At 53.8% G+C, this 15,742-nt stretch carries 18 protein-coding genes; 9 read left to right on the forward strand and 9 right to left on the reverse strand.

Annotated features, from left to right (window positions below; genetic code table 11):
* Window positions 1–81: 81 nt before the first annotated feature.
* The 5 genes from ACZRMS_RS24975 to ACZRMS_RS24995 all read right to left on the reverse strand — a co-directional run bounded on the left by ACZRMS_RS24975 (window position 82) and on the right by ACZRMS_RS24995 (window position 4,717).
* On the reverse strand, window positions 82–1,245 hold the full coding sequence (locus tag ACZRMS_RS24975) for a relaxase/mobilization nuclease domain-containing protein (protein WP_463997492.1): 1,164 nt from the start codon (window positions 1,243–1,245) through the stop codon (window positions 82–84).
* Between the two features lie 7 nt (window positions 1,246–1,252).
* Window positions 1,253–1,618 carry a plasmid mobilization protein gene (locus ACZRMS_RS24980; RefSeq protein ID WP_048401212.1) on the reverse strand — a complete coding sequence of 122 codons (366 nt, stop codon included), beginning with the start codon at window positions 1,616–1,618 and terminating at the stop codon, window positions 1,253–1,255.
* A gap of 428 nt (window positions 1,619–2,046) precedes the next feature.
* Entirely contained in the window at window positions 2,047–2,592 is a 546-nt protein-coding gene (locus ACZRMS_RS24985) for a hypothetical protein (RefSeq protein WP_048401214.1), read from the reverse strand.
* A 94-nt stretch (window positions 2,593–2,686) separates the two neighbouring features.
* Window positions 2,687–3,232 carry a hypothetical protein gene (locus ACZRMS_RS24990; RefSeq protein WP_048401216.1) on the reverse strand — a complete coding sequence of 182 codons (546 nt, stop codon included), beginning with the start codon at window positions 3,230–3,232 and terminating at the stop codon, window positions 2,687–2,689.
* A 165-nt stretch (window positions 3,233–3,397) separates the two neighbouring features.
* Entirely contained in the window at window positions 3,398–4,717 is a 1,320-nt protein-coding gene (locus ACZRMS_RS24995; protein ID WP_053221341.1) for a DUF6538 domain-containing protein, read from the reverse strand.
* Window positions 4,718–5,119: 402 nt separating this feature from the next.
* On the opposite strand from ACZRMS_RS24995, the gene ACZRMS_RS25000 reads away from it, so the two are divergent.
* Genes ACZRMS_RS25000 through ACZRMS_RS25010 form a run of 3 tightly spaced genes read left to right on the forward strand, consistent with a single transcriptional unit; the run spans window position 5,120 to window position 6,834 of the window.
* Window positions 5,120–5,836, forward strand: a complete 717-nt coding sequence (locus ACZRMS_RS25000; RefSeq protein WP_463997493.1) for a tRNA (adenine(22)-N(1))-methyltransferase — start codon at window positions 5,120–5,122, stop codon at window positions 5,834–5,836.
* A 12-nt stretch (window positions 5,837–5,848) separates the two neighbouring features.
* The gene (locus ACZRMS_RS25005; protein WP_463997494.1) at window positions 5,849–6,466 is read left to right on the forward strand and encodes a hypothetical protein; all 618 of its coding nucleotides are present in this window, start codon (window positions 5,849–5,851) and stop codon (window positions 6,464–6,466) included.
* Between the two features lie 38 nt (window positions 6,467–6,504).
* Entirely contained in the window at window positions 6,505–6,834 is a 330-nt protein-coding gene (locus ACZRMS_RS25010) for a hypothetical protein (RefSeq protein WP_463997495.1), read from the forward strand.
* Here the strand turns inward: ACZRMS_RS25010 and ACZRMS_RS25015 are convergent, their stop codons facing one another.
* From ACZRMS_RS25015 to ACZRMS_RS25025, 3 genes are all read right to left on the reverse strand, one after another.
* The gene (locus ACZRMS_RS25015; RefSeq protein WP_463997496.1) at window positions 6,835–7,224 is read right to left on the reverse strand and encodes a c-type cytochrome; all 390 of its coding nucleotides are present in this window, start codon (window positions 7,222–7,224) and stop codon (window positions 6,835–6,837) included.
* Between the two features lie 82 nt (window positions 7,225–7,306).
* Window positions 7,307–7,867, reverse strand: a complete 561-nt coding sequence (locus ACZRMS_RS25020; RefSeq protein ID WP_463997497.1) for a DUF924 family protein — start codon at window positions 7,865–7,867, stop codon at window positions 7,307–7,309.
* 54 nt (window positions 7,868–7,921) lie between these two features.
* Window positions 7,922–8,545: a LysE family translocator gene (locus tag ACZRMS_RS25025; RefSeq protein WP_463997498.1), complete on the reverse strand. Its 624-nt coding sequence runs from the start codon at window positions 8,543–8,545 to the stop codon at window positions 7,922–7,924.
* 114 nt (window positions 8,546–8,659) lie between these two features.
* On the opposite strand from ACZRMS_RS25025, the gene ACZRMS_RS25030 reads away from it, so the two are divergent.
* Window positions 8,660–9,112, forward strand: coding sequence for an Lrp/AsnC family transcriptional regulator (locus tag ACZRMS_RS25030; protein ID WP_463997499.1), 453 nt, complete (start codon window positions 8,660–8,662; stop codon window positions 9,110–9,112).
* A 12-nt stretch (window positions 9,113–9,124) separates the two neighbouring features.
* On the opposite strand, the gene ACZRMS_RS25035 is transcribed toward ACZRMS_RS25030, so the two are convergent.
* The gene (locus tag ACZRMS_RS25035) at window positions 9,125–10,039 is read right to left on the reverse strand and encodes a LysR family transcriptional regulator (RefSeq protein ID WP_463997500.1); all 915 of its coding nucleotides are present in this window, start codon (window positions 10,037–10,039) and stop codon (window positions 9,125–9,127) included.
* A 117-nt stretch (window positions 10,040–10,156) separates the two neighbouring features.
* Between ACZRMS_RS25035 and ACZRMS_RS25040 the strand changes: the two genes are divergently transcribed.
* The 5 genes from ACZRMS_RS25040 (at window position 10,157) to ACZRMS_RS25060 (ending at window position 15,692) form a co-directional block, all read left to right on the forward strand.
* Window positions 10,157–11,044, forward strand: coding sequence for an SDR family oxidoreductase (locus tag ACZRMS_RS25040; protein ID WP_463997501.1), 888 nt, complete (start codon window positions 10,157–10,159; stop codon window positions 11,042–11,044).
* 115 nt (window positions 11,045–11,159) lie between these two features.
* Window positions 11,160–11,666, forward strand: coding sequence for a sigma-70 family RNA polymerase sigma factor (locus ACZRMS_RS25045; RefSeq protein WP_463997502.1), 507 nt, complete (start codon window positions 11,160–11,162; stop codon window positions 11,664–11,666).
* Entirely contained in the window at window positions 11,663–12,631 is a 969-nt protein-coding gene (locus ACZRMS_RS25050; RefSeq protein ID WP_463997503.1) for a FecR domain-containing protein, read from the forward strand. The genes ACZRMS_RS25045 and ACZRMS_RS25050 overlap by 4 nt, the downstream gene beginning before the upstream one ends.
* A 102-nt stretch (window positions 12,632–12,733) precedes the next feature.
* On the forward strand, window positions 12,734–15,166 hold the full coding sequence (locus tag ACZRMS_RS25055) for a TonB-dependent siderophore receptor (RefSeq protein WP_463997504.1): 2,433 nt from the start codon (window positions 12,734–12,736) through the stop codon (window positions 15,164–15,166).
* A gap of 100 nt (window positions 15,167–15,266) precedes the next feature.
* Complete coding sequence (locus ACZRMS_RS25060; protein WP_463997505.1) at window positions 15,267–15,692, forward strand: hypothetical protein; 426 nt, start codon at window positions 15,267–15,269, stop codon at window positions 15,690–15,692.
* Window positions 15,693–15,742: the final 50 nt, after the last annotated feature.

A 15,742-nucleotide genomic window follows, 5' to 3' on the forward strand; every position in this document is an offset into this window, starting at 1 on the left:
TGAATGATCGCGCGCTCTTCAACGCTGAGTTCGGAATAGGACATAGGGGCAGCACCGTACCGGAAAGGTCAGGTGTTGCACTCAGTTTTCGCGGCCGCCTCCTGACAATGTGAAGCCTTTGGCTTCAAGATTCATCATCTTGAACTCCATCCACATTTTCTTTTTTGCGTAGTCTGGGCCATGGACATATAACGGCCCCGGCTTCTTCATGTCAGTTGTTAAACGTTGAAGCCCAGCTTTTATACTATCTCTTGATAAGTCTTGAAATGTAACCTTTGAAGGGTCTTTATAGTATTCAAAAGCTTTCTGGCTGGTGGAGTTTTTAAAGAAATGCTCAACGTTGCCGCCGACTTCTTGGTGTGTGAACTTCTTATCTAGAACCGTTTTGAATTTATTCTTTTTAAGAAATTCAACATCTACGCTTGTAGTAAGGTTTAATTCCTCATTGTATCTACTAGCTTTTTTTGAATAGTGCTCCATCAGTTCACTAAATTGATGCTTTTCTTGAAGCTTGTTTTTTAGTTTCGAGTATTGAATACCTAACTCACTGGCCTTGAATATTTGGCCTTCTTTTTCTAATGAATAGGCGTTTTGTCCATTCGGGATAATGTCAAAGCCTTGCTTGTGAAGGTTAGCAAGGAAAGCAGTAGTTGTGGCTGCGTCTTTAAAAGCAATTTCAATTTCTTCTTTGAATGCTTTCTTGTGAGATTTTATGCCTCTGACTTCAAGAGCTTTTTCGTTGCGGCTCTCTAGTGGTTTTGTTTCTAAGTCAGGGTTTATAGATTTTCTGTTAGTGACTTGGAATAGTCCGTGTTTCTTTTCGAGCTCGGTGAGCTTATGCTCGATAATGAGATAATCATCAACCTGATTATATATTTTATTGTTGAAATCTCTGGGTGCCCAAATAAAGTGAACGTGGATTTGTTTAGTATCTGTATGAACAGCAAAAGCGTGCTCACGGTTTAAGCCGTGAGTATCTGAATAAAGTTCTTTTGCTATGGCAAGGGCTTGTTCGGGTGTGATTTTGTCGGATGGGTCAAAAGATACCATTTCGTGAAAGCTGGTATTTTTCTGTTTTCCTTTACAAGATTTATCAATTTTCTTCGCTAAGAACTCAATGAACTCTTGCGTTGTTCCGGTTTGGAGTCTGTTGCTATCTATTAGAATAGATTTTTTTAAACCATACCCAAGTGTGTTCTGTGTCTCTCCTTTACTTTTCTGCGTGCTGAGTTTCTTCCTTATCATATTATCCTTATGTTGTTAGTTCAATTTTTTGCGTATTTTGCTCAATCTTTGAATAGTAGATATCAAAGGCTTTTTTGGCACTCTGAAAAATACTCATATTAGAGGCAATTATATTGGCTTTCCCTGAGTTTATTGCGGCAGCTATTTGGTTTAAGTTAATGCCTATTTTATTTAAAACTGCTTCTTGCTGTTCCATGTAGCTCACAAACTCATCATTCCTAATTTCAATCACCTTGCAGCCTTCCAATGCTAATTTTTCAATATACTTGGCTTGACTAATTTCAAGCAATTTTGCATTAGCAACAATTTTGTCTTTTGCTTCTTTTGAAATCCTGACATTGAATTGCTCACCATTTCTTTTTTTCTTACTCATAGTTATCCTCGTGGTTAGTTTGTGTTTTTCTGGAATGTCCGAAGGCATTACAGTTATCTGATTTTGCTTTTATATTTTCAAACGAAGTGTAGAAAATCGAGTAGGGAAGTAAGTGAAAAATGTCGAAGACTTTTGAACGGTAGGATAAAACGAAGTTTTTTCCTATACATTCCCATTGCTCGCCTTCTTTTTCTTGACTTCATATTATTATGCTAACTCAAGTTTAAAAGATTTCAATAGTGTATAGGAGCAATAGTTATTGATGACGTGCCTAGGAAGCAAACTAGTAGACTGCCTAGGACAGGTATAGGAAAGGTATAGAAATAAAAAAGGCCACCTCAAAAGGCAGCCAAAAATCAACAAATAAGGAACAGAAAAGACAAAGTATGGAATTAATTTTTAATATGTAATCTTTTTAAGGGCGTGCCCTAAAAAATAGATCCATCATCTGATGCTGACTCTAACTGATCTTCGTAATGACTTTTATTAAACTGTTCAACTTTTTTATAAGTCATTAACTTTTCAGGTTTACGATATTCGTCATCGCTTGCAAATGCTTGGAAGGTGCTGTCATCAACCATCCGAATATGCAGTTGAAGCTCTCTCGATTCATAACCGTAAAATTCGACAAACCCCGGTATTTGACTTTGTCGGGCAATCATTAAAGCTTCTTTAACTGGTTTTTCGTAAAGGTAATAAGTGGCTTTTACCATTATAGCTCCACCCGTTTCAGTGTCATTTTTACCGAAACGAGTGTTTTCATAAGGTTCAAAAACCACTCCGCCATTCATATCTTTTGTTTGACCAAGCCATCTGTAACCTTCAAGAGCCTTAGTGATTGACTTAATAGCCCCCCCATACTGAACGCTGGTTCTGTCTTTATCAAGTTCAACTCGCTCAAAGGTTTCTGCTGATGCTGTGAACGAAAAAGCTGCAATCAGCAAAGCAAATACAAAGTTTATGATTCCGCCCATATTCAATCTCCATTTTATTACTAAATTTATTAAAACACCGATCTATCACGACATGAAGAACACTATCCACATAGCCATATTATTTTAAACTTTATTAGAAAAACATCCCACTGTCTGTTGCGTCCTTCATTTCACTTTTATAGTTACTTTTATTAAAATCATCTACTTTTTTATACGCCATCAACTTGTCCGGCTTGCGATATTCGTCTGCACTTGAAAAGGCTTGGAACGTATCATCATTCACCATTCTTATGTGCAGCTGAAGCTCTCTTGATTCGTACCCGTAAAACTCAACAAAACCCGGAATCTCGCTTTGACGAGCAATCATCAGAGCCTCTTTAACTGGCTCGTCATAAAGGTAGTAAGTAGCTTTGACCATTATAGCCCCACCCGTTTCAGTGTCATTTTTACCGAAACGAGTATTTACATAAGGTTCAAAAACTACTCCGCCATTCATATCTTTTGTTTGACCAAGCCATCTGTAACCTTCAAGAGCCTTAGTTATTGACTTAATGGGGCCAGCATATTGAACACTGGTTCTATCCTTATCAAGTTCAACTCGCTCAAAGGTTTCTGCATTAGTAACAAAAGATGAAGCGGCCAATGCTATTGCAAAACACAACCCGATAGTTTTTTTCATTTGTCTTCCTTGCCATTTATAAAAATCAATCAAAACATAGAAATACTATCACAAAATAATATTAAAACGCCAGCACGCATTATTTATAGCTTAATAGAATGGTATGAAAGGATATACAAAGGCCAGCTAATTAGCTGGCCTCATAACCGACGACTACAATAAAAATCAAATTGAAAATTTATATTGTAGATATTTAACGGCATCCATTTTTGAAGCTGGCGTTGGGCCTTCCGAATACCTATCGAAAGTCATTCGTAATAATCCATCAGCCTTGTGACCGACCAAAGAGATGATGACAAGGTTCTTCACATCCGCACGTTCTAATGTAGTGATTACAGTTTTCCGTATGCTATGAAAAACACATTTTTTGTCAAATCCTAAATCTGTTTTGAAAACTGAAAACTGATTGCCCAAACCTTTCGATTTAGTTTCATACTTTCCGCCTTTGCTTGTCTTCAATAAATACCCATCGTCTGATGAAGCAACAAGCCGCCTGACCGTTTCCATAAGAAACGGATGAATTGGAACAAATCGAACGGATGCTTGTGTTTTACCTTCTGTAATATGAAAACAATCAACGCCATCCTCTTTAACAACTGACGATGTTTTCAAACGACAAATTTCTTCAATACGTGCCCCCGTATAAGCGGCTATCTCAATCAAATCTGCTAGCTTACGCTTGCCCATTTCAATTGCTTTACTATGTAAGGTATTAACCTCATCAGTTGTAAAAGCACGCCTCTCGTCTTCTTTAAGTGTTCCGCGTCGGACTTGGCTTAGCTCATGATTTTTAAATGGATTCATAGGATAACGCTCTTTAAAGGGGGGTTCTTTTTTAATCAAGAAATTATAGAATGCATTAAACGAAAAGAGATATTGTTTTTTAGTTTTAGCTTCAAGATTTTTTGAAATCAAAAATGAACCAACCGCTTCATAATCTAGCAGTAAGTCCTCAGCTTTCAAAAACGCATCAAGTGCTTTAATTCTCTTTATATGTCTATCGACTGTATTCAAGTCAACTTTTCGTTGATTTAACTCATAGTTATAGAACGCATCAAGGCGACTTTTGAAAAACGGGGTTTTGGGTGAGTAGTCCGAACGACCTGCTGCAATATCAATTGCTTCATTAACAAGGTCGATGCTTAACTTCTTTTCTTGTGCATATTGGATTACTTCAAAACCCATTTTTGTTTCATTGTTTGCGGGTTTCCCCTTAATTTTATCTTGGTTTATTGCCCTTTGATGCTTTTCAACTATTTGAAGAACATCATCACGGAAATTACCGATCTCACCCCTTCGGGCTTTTTCGATTTCGGTTTTCCACTGCTGCAACCATCGTAGCTTGAAAATATGGGCTTCCGAACGGTTGCCCGTTTTGAGACTTTTAGTCAGAACTTTACGCCCGGAAAAGGCTTCCCGTGCGTCTTCTGGAACGTCCAGACGGACGTAGTAGGTGCCAGATTTCAGGACTAAAAAATCGGTCATAGCAGCAGCCTTAGCGAATCATTTCTACCCAAAATTCTACCCAAAATTTCTACCCAAATCCACTGCAAGCCTTTAAACTAGCGGCATTGCTGGGTCTTATGATGTTTTTGAGGGAGTTCGAGTCTCCCTCGGGGCACCAAATATAGATCTCAAGGTGCCGCTCAATGCACCTTGAATACAAAAAAACCGGCCACTGCGCCGGTTTTTTTGTGCCTGAAATTCTACCTCTGTATCCCGAGGGAAATACCTGGCCTCGGGATACAGGCCTGAAACGCTGAGACATCACGCACCCTCCCCTTATGCCCCGCGCCAGCGCTTTACCCTGCCCCTGCCACCAAGCATCATATGCAGCTCGCTCTGATGCCAAAGGTGCCGGGCATTCGTGGTGATAAGGAACTGCAGTTGAACGAACATACTTTGTCCATGCGCCTGGAGCGTGTGGCTGCGCATATGCCGGCCGGCGCGCATCTGGCCGATATCGGCTCGGATCACGCTTACCTGCCGGTGGCATTGATACGCCGCGGCGCGATTGCGACAGCAGTGGCCGGCGAGGTCGCGTTGACGCCGTTCCGCTCGGCCGAACGCACTGTGCGCCAGAACGGTCTGGGCCAGCTGATCACCGTGCGACAAGCCTGTGGCCTCGCGGCAATCGAGCCGCAGGACGGGATCACGGCCATCAGTATCTGCGGCATGGGCGGCGAGACGATCCGCGACATCCTCAACAAAGGCAAGGCGCGCCTGAGCGGCCGGGAGCGGCTGATCCTGCAGCCCAACGGCGGCGAGCAGCCTCTGCGCCAATGGCTGATGGACAATGACTACCGCATCCTCTGCGAGGAGCTGCTGCGGGAAAACAGTTTCGACTACGAAATCATCGTCGCCGAGCGTACCGGGCCGGTGCTCTATACCCCCCAGGAACTCTACTTCGGCCCGCTGCAGATGCAGACGCGCAGCCCTGTGTTCCTGGCCAAGTGGCAGCGCATGCTGCGCCAGAAACAAAAGAACCTGAGCAACCTCGCCAGGGCACGACAGGCCGTGCCCGAGGACAAGGTGCAAGAGATCGCGCAGCAGGCCCGGTGGATCACCGAACTGCTGGCAACCCCGACACAAGTCACGGTTTAGATGGTTCCTCACTTGATCAGCCAACGCACCACGCTTTTGCTACTGACGCTCATCATTGGCTTTGCCCTTGTGGTGAATGCCAACTGGATGACCTGGAACATCCGGCTTCCGGGCTTCAGGCCATTCGGGGATGACCCTTCCTGGTATTTCGGCAAGCGCGAACTGATTCATCTTTCAGGGTTGTTCGGTTGCGTCCTGTTTGGCTGGCCCCTCTTGCATTCCTTCAGCATCAAAAACAGGCTGAAGGTGCATGCCCCCATGCTGCTCGTCGCGCTGGCGCTCATCCTGCTGATCAACAACGGGCCCGAGGCAATACTGGCCTGGGTTTCTCCCGATGGCCTGACTTACACACAGCTGCTTGCCTCCTACGTCATTAGCGTGCCTCTTTTGCTTGCCGTGCAGCGTTTCAAGCCGCGACTCTTCAAAGCCAGAAAAGCCCTGACCATTTGCACCGTGGGTTTAGTTGCCGTTTCTCTTTTGTGGGAGGTTGTGGTGCAACCACATTTCCCCACCTACGGCGAACCACCCCATGGCTATTACCAGTGGTCGCAGATACTGGCCGATGTCGCAGGGATTATGCTGGGCTACTGGGCCAGCCGATGTGTATTCAAGCGCATTACCCGCCGCTAAGCCCACCCCATAAGCACCACCGCACAGGAACCCGCACCATGGAATTGCCACTGGAAGCAGTCGCCCTTTATGCACTCAAACTGGCGTATGAGTGCGAAGGGTCAAGCCCGATTTTGCGCGACGATCCGGTCATGGCTGACTACGAGCGCGAGGTGTTTGCCTTGCTTGTGCGCAACGGCGATATCGGCACGATTCAAGGCAAAGTGAATCAGTGCCTGGAGTTGGCGTTGAAAGCCTTGGGCGGTGTGGATACGGTCATGGGCCGCGAGCTGCACAAGCTGTCCACAGACTTCGCACAGGCGCCGACAATTGAGCAAATGGGCACGCCCCTCACGCACCTGAGGGACTACTTGAAAGACATTCAGTGATCACGGCTTCTGGAACGTCTCCAGGTACGCCAACAGGTTTTCGATTTTCTCGGGGTCACTGATACCCCAGAAGATCATGCGCGTACCGCTCACCACTTTCTTCGGTGCTTCGATATAGGCTGCCAGTTTTTCCCGCGTCCAGACCACACCCGAATTTTTCATCGCGTCCGAATACTGATAGTCCGCGGTCGTTCCGGCCAGCCGGCCAATCACCCCATTGAGCTGCGGACCAAACCCGCCCCGGGCGTTTTCCCCGACGCTGTGGCAGCCGCCGCAGACCTTGTTGAACAGCTTGCCGCCCGCTTCGGCATCGCCCGCCGCAACTGCCGATGCACTGAAGAGTCCGGCAGTGAGGATCAAGGCAAAGGTCAATAAAGCAGGGTATTTCATGGGCGACTCCACATCAGGCGTTGCTGGCGGCAAGGGGGTTCAGCGGCAATTATGCCCGCCCGCAGCCCCGCTCACCAACCGGCTACCCAGCAAAACCGCCACTCTCCAGAAAAACACGCTCCTGCTCGGTCGTCGATCGACCCAGCACATGGTTGCGATGGGGAAAGCGCCCGAACCTTTCAATAATGTCGGCGTGTTCTTTTGCCCACTTGAAGTCTTTGGGCTCGAAATCCTGGTGCAGCTTCAACGACAGGCGCTGGTCCGCTGCGTCCTCGGAGTGCTCGAACGGCAGGTAGCAAAAACCGCGCAAGGACGCATCAACCTGCCGGTCCAGCCCGGCTTCGATCATCTGCCGGGCATAAAAGCGCGCGAGGGGATCGGTGGCGAACATGTGCGCCGTGCCGCGAAAGGTATTGCGCGGGTATTGATCAAGCAATATGAGCAAGGCCAGAGCCCCTTGCGGCTCTGCCATCCAGTGCTCCAGCTCGCGCCGGGCCGCCTGGAAATGAGCGCCATGGAAGGTCTCGCCGAACAAACGGTCAAAAGCTTCATCCTTGGCGAACCACTGCCCGGGCCCCGCCTGTTTCCAGAATTCAATCACCGCCTTTGGTGTTGGCGCCAGTTCACTTTGAGTCGTTGCCACAAGTCGCTCCTCGGGTCGCACAGGAAAATACGCTGCCTACATCTTAGCCAACCATCAACTGGCAGCCAGTATCTGCTCTGCCAGTAACACCACTGCGATGATGATCATCACTGTCCCGGACAGCCGGCTGACGTTTTTCGCAGCGCTCGGGCGGGTTTGCAACACGGCCTGTGCACTGAAGCCGACCATGAGGTACACCACGCCACAACTGACGGCATGCAACGCGCCCAACGCAATGATTTGCGCGGGGATTGGCCATGTCGACAGCGGATCGGTGAATTGCGGCAAAAGGGCCAGAAACAGCAGCAGCACCTTGGGGTTCATGCCGCTGACACACAACCCCTTCCACGCCCAGCGCGACCATGAGTCCGAGCCCTGGGCCTGCCCCGACTCAGGCGTCGCCGGGTTGCGCAGCATGCTGACACCCAGCCACAGCAAGTACAGCGAACCGGCAATCGTAAGCAGGGTCAGAATCATCGGGTTGCGGGCCACCAAGGCGCCCACCCCCGCCGCCACAATAACCGTGGCCAGCAAGTGCCCGGACAGCAGGCCCGCCACCGCAGGCGTGACCAAACGCCCGCGCATGCCCGCAGAAATCGCGTACGCCCAATCTGCGCCCGGGGTGATCACAAACAAAAACGACACCGCCCAAAATGCGGCCAATACGCTGATAGTCACGGGATGCCCAACTCCTCTAAAGCGAAAACCGCCGAAAGAAGAATAAGGAAATGCTGCTAGGATTATCTTTCGTTTATCCCAACCAACAATCAGTACAAGGGAAGGTTCTTCTACATGGACCGCATAGACAGGAATATTCTTGCGCAGCTGCAAGCCGACGGCCGACTTTCGGTCACTGAACTGGCTGAACGCGTGGGCCTGAGCCTCTCGCCATGCCATCGACGGGTGCGGGCACTGGAGGAGTCGGGGGTGATCCTGGGCTACCGCGCCCTGCTGGCACCCAGTGAGCTGGGGCTGAATTTTTCCGCGATGGTGTTCGTCACCCTGCGCGAAGTCACCCGCCAGGCAATCGCCGACTTTGAAGCCGCAGTGATTGAAACCGCACAGATTGTCGACGCACAAAGGCTGTTCGGCGACCCGGACTACCTGCTGCATGTGGTTGCCGCAGACCTGCCCGCCTTCCAGCAGCTTTACGACGAGCGCCTGACTTCACTGCCCAACGTGCAGCGCCTCACCTCCACCCTGGTGATGAAGCGGGTCATTCAGGACCGCATGCTGCCGTTGTAGACGTTGAGGTCGCTACACCAGCGGCGTCAGCCCGACCGCCAGGGCATCCAGCAAAGCGCTGACCTTTGGCAAGCCCTGCCGACTTCTTGGCCACACCAGGTTGATCGCCAACCCTTCACTCGCCAGATGCGGCAGCACTTCTACCAGTGAACCATCGGCCAGATGCTGCTTGATCAGCCAGGTGGGCAACTGGGCGATGCCGCACCCCGCCAGCACTGTCATCACCTGCCCTTCACCATCGCCCACGATGTACTTGGCGGGCATCACCCGGCGCTCGGTCTCACCGGGCCGGCTGCCTTTGAAAAGCCATGGGCTGACCGTACCGTCTGCCCGGCCATAGGCAACGCATTGGTGATGCTCCAGATCGCGGTCGGTCCCGGGCGTACCGTGGCTGCTCAAATAGGCGGGCGCAGCGCAGAACACATGCCGCTCACGCCCCAGAAAACGATGCCCCAGCGCAGCAGGCCAGACATCCGGGCCACCTACCCGCACGACAATATCCACCCCCTCCTCGACCGGATCGATAAAGCGGTCAGAAAACGAGATATGCGGCAGTAACAGCGCGTGGGCCTGCACAAACTGCAGGATCACCGGCAGCGCCTGCAAACGGCCGAAGGCCGCAGGCAGGTCAATGCGAAGTTTGCCCCGGGGCTCGCTGTTTTCGACTTGAAGGGACAGCTCGGCTTCTTCCAGTTCGGCCAACACCGCCGTGCACGTCCGATAGAACGCAGCGCCCGCATCGGTCAATGCCAGGCGCCGGGTGGTGCGTTGAAACAGGCGGACTTCAAGCCTGCTCTCCAGCCGGGCGATGGCCTTGCTGATCGCCGAGGCCGTCAGGTTCAAACGCTCGGCCGCCGCTCTGAAGCTGCCCGAATCGGCCACGCAGACAAAGACATCGATACCCTTCAAGCGCTCGGAGGAAAACATGCCCACCCCATATTGATGAATTCAGTTCATGTGATTGAGTAAAAGGTATCGCAAATAGGACTGAAATTCCCCAGTAAGCTTTCCACCCACAACCTTACTCAAGCATCAGGCACCTTTATGACCTCGCACAAACCCACCGTTTTAATCACCGGGGCCACCGGCCAGATCGGCGGCGACACCCTGCGCAACCTGCTGGCCGACGAGACCATCACCCTGGTCGCGGCAGTACGCTCCCCCGCCAAGGCCAAGCCCTTTGAAGACCAGGGCATTCGCACTGTCATTCTGGACTTCGATAAAGAAGAAACCCTGGCCCCGGCACTACAAGGCATCGACCGCGCCCTGCTCGTGACCGGCTACACCGTGGACATGCTGCGCCAGAGCAAGGCTTTTCTCGATCAGGCAAAAAAAGCCGGCGTACAGCACATGGTGCACCTGGGCGCGTGCGGGCGGGACGACACCACCATCGGCCACTGGGCCTGGCACCAATTTGTCGAGCGCTACATCGAGTGGTGCGGCTTTTCGTTCACCCACTTGCGCCCCGAGTGCTTCATGCAAAACCTGCTCAGCTACGACGGCACCCAGGCCGTAAAAAACGGAGTAATCGAGCAATACACCGGTGACACGCCATTCAGCTGGGTCGACGGCGAAGACGTTGCCCGAGTCGCGGCACAAGCGCTGCTGCACCCTGGCAAACACGCAGGCCAGACCTACCGGCTGGGCTATGACGTGCAGTCCTACGGTGATATAGCCGGCATCATGACCCGCGTGCTGGGCCAGCCGTTCAGCTACAACCCGCAGTCACCCGACGTGTTTCTGGAAAACATGCGTGCCGCCGGAGCCGAGATGGCATATATGACGTGCGTACATGACAACTTCACCCGCATGGCCGCCCGGCAGATTCCAGGGGTTGATGAAACCTTCGACAACTTCCAGCAAATCACCGGCCGCCAGCCAGTACGCTGGGAAGACTTTGTGCAAAAGCACCGCAGCGCTTTTGCTTATTGAGAAAACGCCCCGCCTGTCACCGGCCACCCGCTTGCGCGAACGCTGAGATTGCAGCGGCCATCATTTGGCCGCTACTATTGAGAACAATTCGCACTCACATTTGGATACTCGACCGGTGCCCTCTCTTCCGACCCATAAGCTGGGCTTCTTTTTCAGCGACCATCATCGCTGGCTTGTGCAGCATGTTCAGCGACGTCTGCGTAACCACGCCGATGCAGAGGACACCGCCGCCGATACGTTTTGCCAAATGCTCGCCGCACGGGTCGACCCGGACAGCATCGAACAGCCGCGTGCGTACCTGTCCACCATCGCCAGGCGGCTGATTTTCGACCGCCATCGTCGGCGCAAGCTGGAAACGGCCTATCTGGACCATTTGACCTTGCTGCCCGAGGCCGTGGCGCCGTCTCCCGAAGAACAGTTGCAGTTGATCGAAGCGCTGATTGCCATCGACCGGGCCATCGATGGCTTGCCTATGATCGTCAAGGCCACGTTCCTCTACAGCCAGCTGGACGGCCTGAGTTACGTGGCAATCGCGCAAAAACTGGGGCTCTCGGAACGTACCGTCAGCCGCTACATGAAGCAGGCCTTGCGCCAGTGCTACCTGAGCGAAGCCGGCCTGTGACCAAACAATCCCTGGACCCTCTGAGCGAACAAACCATCGACTGGATGGTAAAACTGCGTGCCGGTTCGCCCGATCCCGCACTGCAAGAGCGCTTTAACGCCTGGCTGGCCAAGGACCCCGCCCATGTCCAGGCCTGGGATCAGCTGCAAAGGCGCCTGGGCAGCGCTTTCAACACGGTTCGGGCACTGGACAAACGCATACCCGGGCAAGCTGGCGAAGCACGTCATCTGCTTTTGCAACCCACCTCATCACGGCGCGATGCCCTGCGCGCAATCACCGGCCTTGGCCTGCTCGGAGGGGGTCTATGGCTGGGTGCCAGCAGCCCCGCGGGTGACTCACTGCTGGCAGACTTGTCCACCGGCCGCGGCCAGCGCCAGGACTTCAATCTGGCCGACGGCAGCCGCCTGACTCTCAATGCCGACAGCGCCGTGGACCTGCACTTCACCGACAGGCAACGGCTGGTGATCCTGCGGCGCGGTGAGCTGATGATCGAGGTCGCCCCCGACCCCCAACGCCCACTGCGCGTTCGCACCGCAGAAGGTGAAATTCGCGCACTGGGCACACGCTTTCTGGTCGCCCGGCAAGAGCAGGCCAGCCGGGTAGTGGTGCTGCAGCATTCGGTTCAGGCCCGGCTGTTCAGCGGTCTGACCCTGGACCTGCAACAAGGCCAGGCCGCCATGCTGTATTCCCGCGCCATCGTGCCCCTGGCCGGCGACCAGCGCTACCGCGCCGACTGGCTGCGGGCAAAACTCAATGTGCTGGACGATCCCCTGGAAGACGTGGTCGCCGCCCTGCGCCCCTACACCCGCGGATTTGTGCGCGTAGCCCCCGAAATACGCGGCCTGCGCGTGCAGGGCGTATACCCGCTGGACAACCCCGGACGGGCCTTCGCGGCACTGGCAGAAACTCTGCCCATTCGCGTGGATCACTACAGCCCCTGGCTGACCGTGATTCGCCCCGCCTGAGCCCCGCGCAAAAAAGTTTTTGATAATTGATCGCATACGTGTCCGGTTTTCAAATCTCAGCCCACCTATCTCCTGAGACTTCCACACGATCAGGAGAATGCTGTGTTCAACCCGTGGCCCCACACCCTTAGCATCGCCGTTGCCCTGGCAACTCTGGCCAGCCCTGCCCTGGTACAGGCCCAGAACATGACCTTCAACCTGCCGGCCGGTCCTCTGGCCAACACCTTGAATGCCATTGCCAGCCAGAGCGGCCAGATCGTCTCTCTGGAGCCCGCACTGGTGCAGGGCAAACTGGCCCCCGCGGTGATCGGCAACATGTCACCCGAACAGGCCATGGACACCGCCCTGCGTGGCAGCAACCTGCAATTGCGCATCACCGGGCAAGGCAACTTCAGCGTGGAACCCGCCCCGCAAACCGGCGATGCGCTGCAACTGGGCGTCACCAATGTCACCGAGCGCAGCCTCGACGCCACCACTGAAGGCTCGGGGTCCTACACCGCGCAGGCAGTGACCATCGGCAAGGGAGCACATTCGCTCAAGGAGACCCCGCAATCAGTCACGGTCATCACCCGCAAAATGCTCGACGACCAGAACCTCAACACCATTGAACAAGTGATGGAGAAGACCCCGGGCATCACCGTCTATGACTCGCCCATGGGGGGCAAGTACTTCTACTCCCGTGGTTTTCGCATGACCGGCCAGTACCAGTACGACGGTGTGCCGCTGGATATCGGTAGCAGCTATGTGCAGGCCGACAGCTTCAACAGTGATATGGCGATCTATGACCGGGTCGAAGTATTGCGCGGTGCGGCGGGCATGATGAAAGGTGCGGGCGGCACCGCTGGCGGGGTGAACTTTGTACGCAAGCGCGGCGAAGCCACCCCCCATACACAGCTGGCGCTGTCGGCGGGTACCTGGGACAACTATCGCGGGCAGATCGATACCGGCGGCCCGTTGAACGATGCGGGCACCCTGCGCGGCCGCGCCGTGGTCACCCAACAGACCCGCCAGTACTTCTACGACGTGGCTGCGCGCAAGGATCAGGTCTACTACGGCGCGCTGGACTTCGACCTCAGCCCCGACACCACCCTCGGGCTGGGCCTGGCCTACGAAGATGTCGACGCCACCCCGTGCTGGGGCGGGCTGCCGCGTTATGCCGATGGCAGTGACCTGAAACTCAAGCGCTCAACCTGCCTCAACACCTCATGGAACAACCAGCGCAGCAAACGCACCACCTGGTTCGGCGACCTCAAGCACCAGATCAACGACGACTGGGCGCTGAAGGTGGCCGGGGTTTACTCCAAAAACACCCAGGACATGGAATACGCCTTCCCCAGCGGCGCGGTGCCCGTGGGCGCCACCAGCACCAACACCCTGATGCTCGGCAGCACCTATGACTACAACCAGACCGACTACGGTTTCGATGCCTACGTTGACGGCAAATTCGACGCCTTTGGCCAGCAGCACGAACTGATCGTGGGCGCCAACGCCAGCCGCTCGCACAAAGATGACTTCTACGCCGTAGCCGCCCTGCCGGAGCGCCAGAATGTGTTCAACCCCAATCACAACCTGCCGCGTCCCGACGAAAGCTATTACCTGGCCAATGCCTCACGGGGTGGCCCGGTGGATATCAAGGTCAAACAATACGGCGCCTACTCCCTCGCCCGCCTGAAACTGGCCGACCCGCTGACCTTCGTGCTGGGTAGCCGGGTGAGCTGGTATGCATCGGAAAACGACGCTGTCTCCTACTGGCGGGGCGAAGGCTCCCCGGTGTATTCCGAGGCCAGGGAAAGCGGCCAGGTCACGCCGTTTGCCGCCTTGCTGTTCGACATCAACGACAACCTGACCACCTATGCCAGCTACACCGATATTTTCACCCCACAGGGCGGCTATCGGACCATCAACGGCACAACCCTCAAGCCCCTGATCGGGCAAAGCTACGAGCTGGGGATCAAGGGCGAATGGTTTAACGGTCGGCTTAACAGCTCGTTCAATCTGTTCCGCACCATTCAGAAGGACGCCGCCCAGACCGACCCCCTATGCCCGGACGGTGGTTGCTCGCTCAACTCCGGCAAGGTTCGGGCCCAGGGTTTTGAAGCGCAAGTCAGCGGTGAAGTGATCGAACGCCTGCAATTGCTTGCCGGCTATACCTACACCCAGACCAAGGTGCTGGAAGATGCCGATACGGCCCAGGATGGCCAGGCCTACAACTCCTATGTACCGCGCCACCTGCTGCGCGTGTGGGGCGATTATGCTCTGACCGGTGCATTGGATCGCGTCACGGTCGGCGCCGGCGTCAATGCCCAGAGCAGCAATTACCGGGTTTCGCCCATCAGCGGCAACGACATTACCCAGGCGGGTTACGCCATATGGAACGGCCGCATCGGCTATCGCATCGACGACACCTGGTCGGTGGCACTGAACGGCAACAACCTGTTCGATAAACGCTACTACGCCACTGTCGGCACCGAAGGGTTCGGCAACTTCTACGGCGAGCCGCGCAACTTCGTCATGTCGCTCAAAGCCGACTTCTGAGGGCACTGCAGCGCAAGCGCCCGGCAGTCTCGGGCGCTTGCCTTGCGTTCAGATACGAATAAAAATCCGCTCGGTTCTGCACACTACTGTTGAGTTGCTGTTGGCCCTGGGACACCGGATCGAGCCGTTGACCCTGGCGATTGATCCCCGGCAGGTCTATGGCGCCCACGGGGCCGTAGGCGCCGCCGCATTACTGGCCGCCGTGCGTGATCGCGAAGCGGCCCTCGACCGCCCCCTGCGCGATGACGAACTGCAACCCCTGAGCCACTATCTGGTCCACAACGCCACTTCCGCCACGGCTGAAAACCTGTACCGTGCCCGACGCGACTTTGAACGTGTCGGCAGTCGCATGGAACGCGTGTTCGATGATTACGACATCCTGCTGAGCCCGGTGGCGCCCAGCTACACCGCCATTGCGCAACTGGTGATCCCAGAACGCCGGGCGACCATGATTGCGATTTACAACTTCGCAATCATGGCGCTGGGGGGGGGGGGGGGGGCGGGCCGTTGGCCGTTGGTGTGCTGAGCGATCATTTGACCCCGTATATCGGCGCTGACGCACTGCGCTGGTCAATG

Source organism: Pseudomonas sp. B424 (assembly GCF_055408345.1).

Coding starts and splice junctions, on each gene's coding strand:
- ACZRMS_RS24975 (WP_463997492.1), bottom strand. CDS start 1,245: ATGATAAGGAAGAAACTCAGCACGCAGAAAAGTAAAGGAGAGACACAG.
- ACZRMS_RS24985 (WP_048401214.1), bottom strand. CDS start 2,592: ATGGGCGGAATCATAAACTTTGTATTTGCTTTGCTGATTGCAGCTTTT.
- ACZRMS_RS25015 (WP_463997496.1), bottom strand. CDS start 7,224: ATGAAATACCCTGCTTTATTGACCTTTGCCTTGATCCTCACTGCCGGA.
- ACZRMS_RS24980 (WP_048401212.1), bottom strand. CDS start 1,618: ATGAGTAAGAAAAAAAGAAATGGTGAGCAATTCAATGTCAGGATTTCA.
- ACZRMS_RS24995 (WP_053221341.1), bottom strand. CDS start 4,717: ATGACCGATTTTTTAGTCCTGAAATCTGGCACCTACTACGTCCGTCTG.
- ACZRMS_RS25010 (WP_463997495.1), top strand. CDS start 6,505: ATGGAATTGCCACTGGAAGCAGTCGCCCTTTATGCACTCAAACTGGCG.
- ACZRMS_RS25040 (WP_463997501.1), top strand. CDS start 10,157: ATGACCTCGCACAAACCCACCGTTTTAATCACCGGGGCCACCGGCCAG.
- ACZRMS_RS25035 (WP_463997500.1), bottom strand. CDS start 10,039: ATGTTTTCCTCCGAGCGCTTGAAGGGTATCGATGTCTTTGTCTGCGTG.
- ACZRMS_RS24990 (WP_048401216.1), bottom strand. CDS start 3,232: ATGAAAAAAACTATCGGGTTGTGTTTTGCAATAGCATTGGCCGCTTCA.
- ACZRMS_RS25030 (WP_463997499.1), top strand. CDS start 8,660: ATGGACCGCATAGACAGGAATATTCTTGCGCAGCTGCAAGCCGACGGC.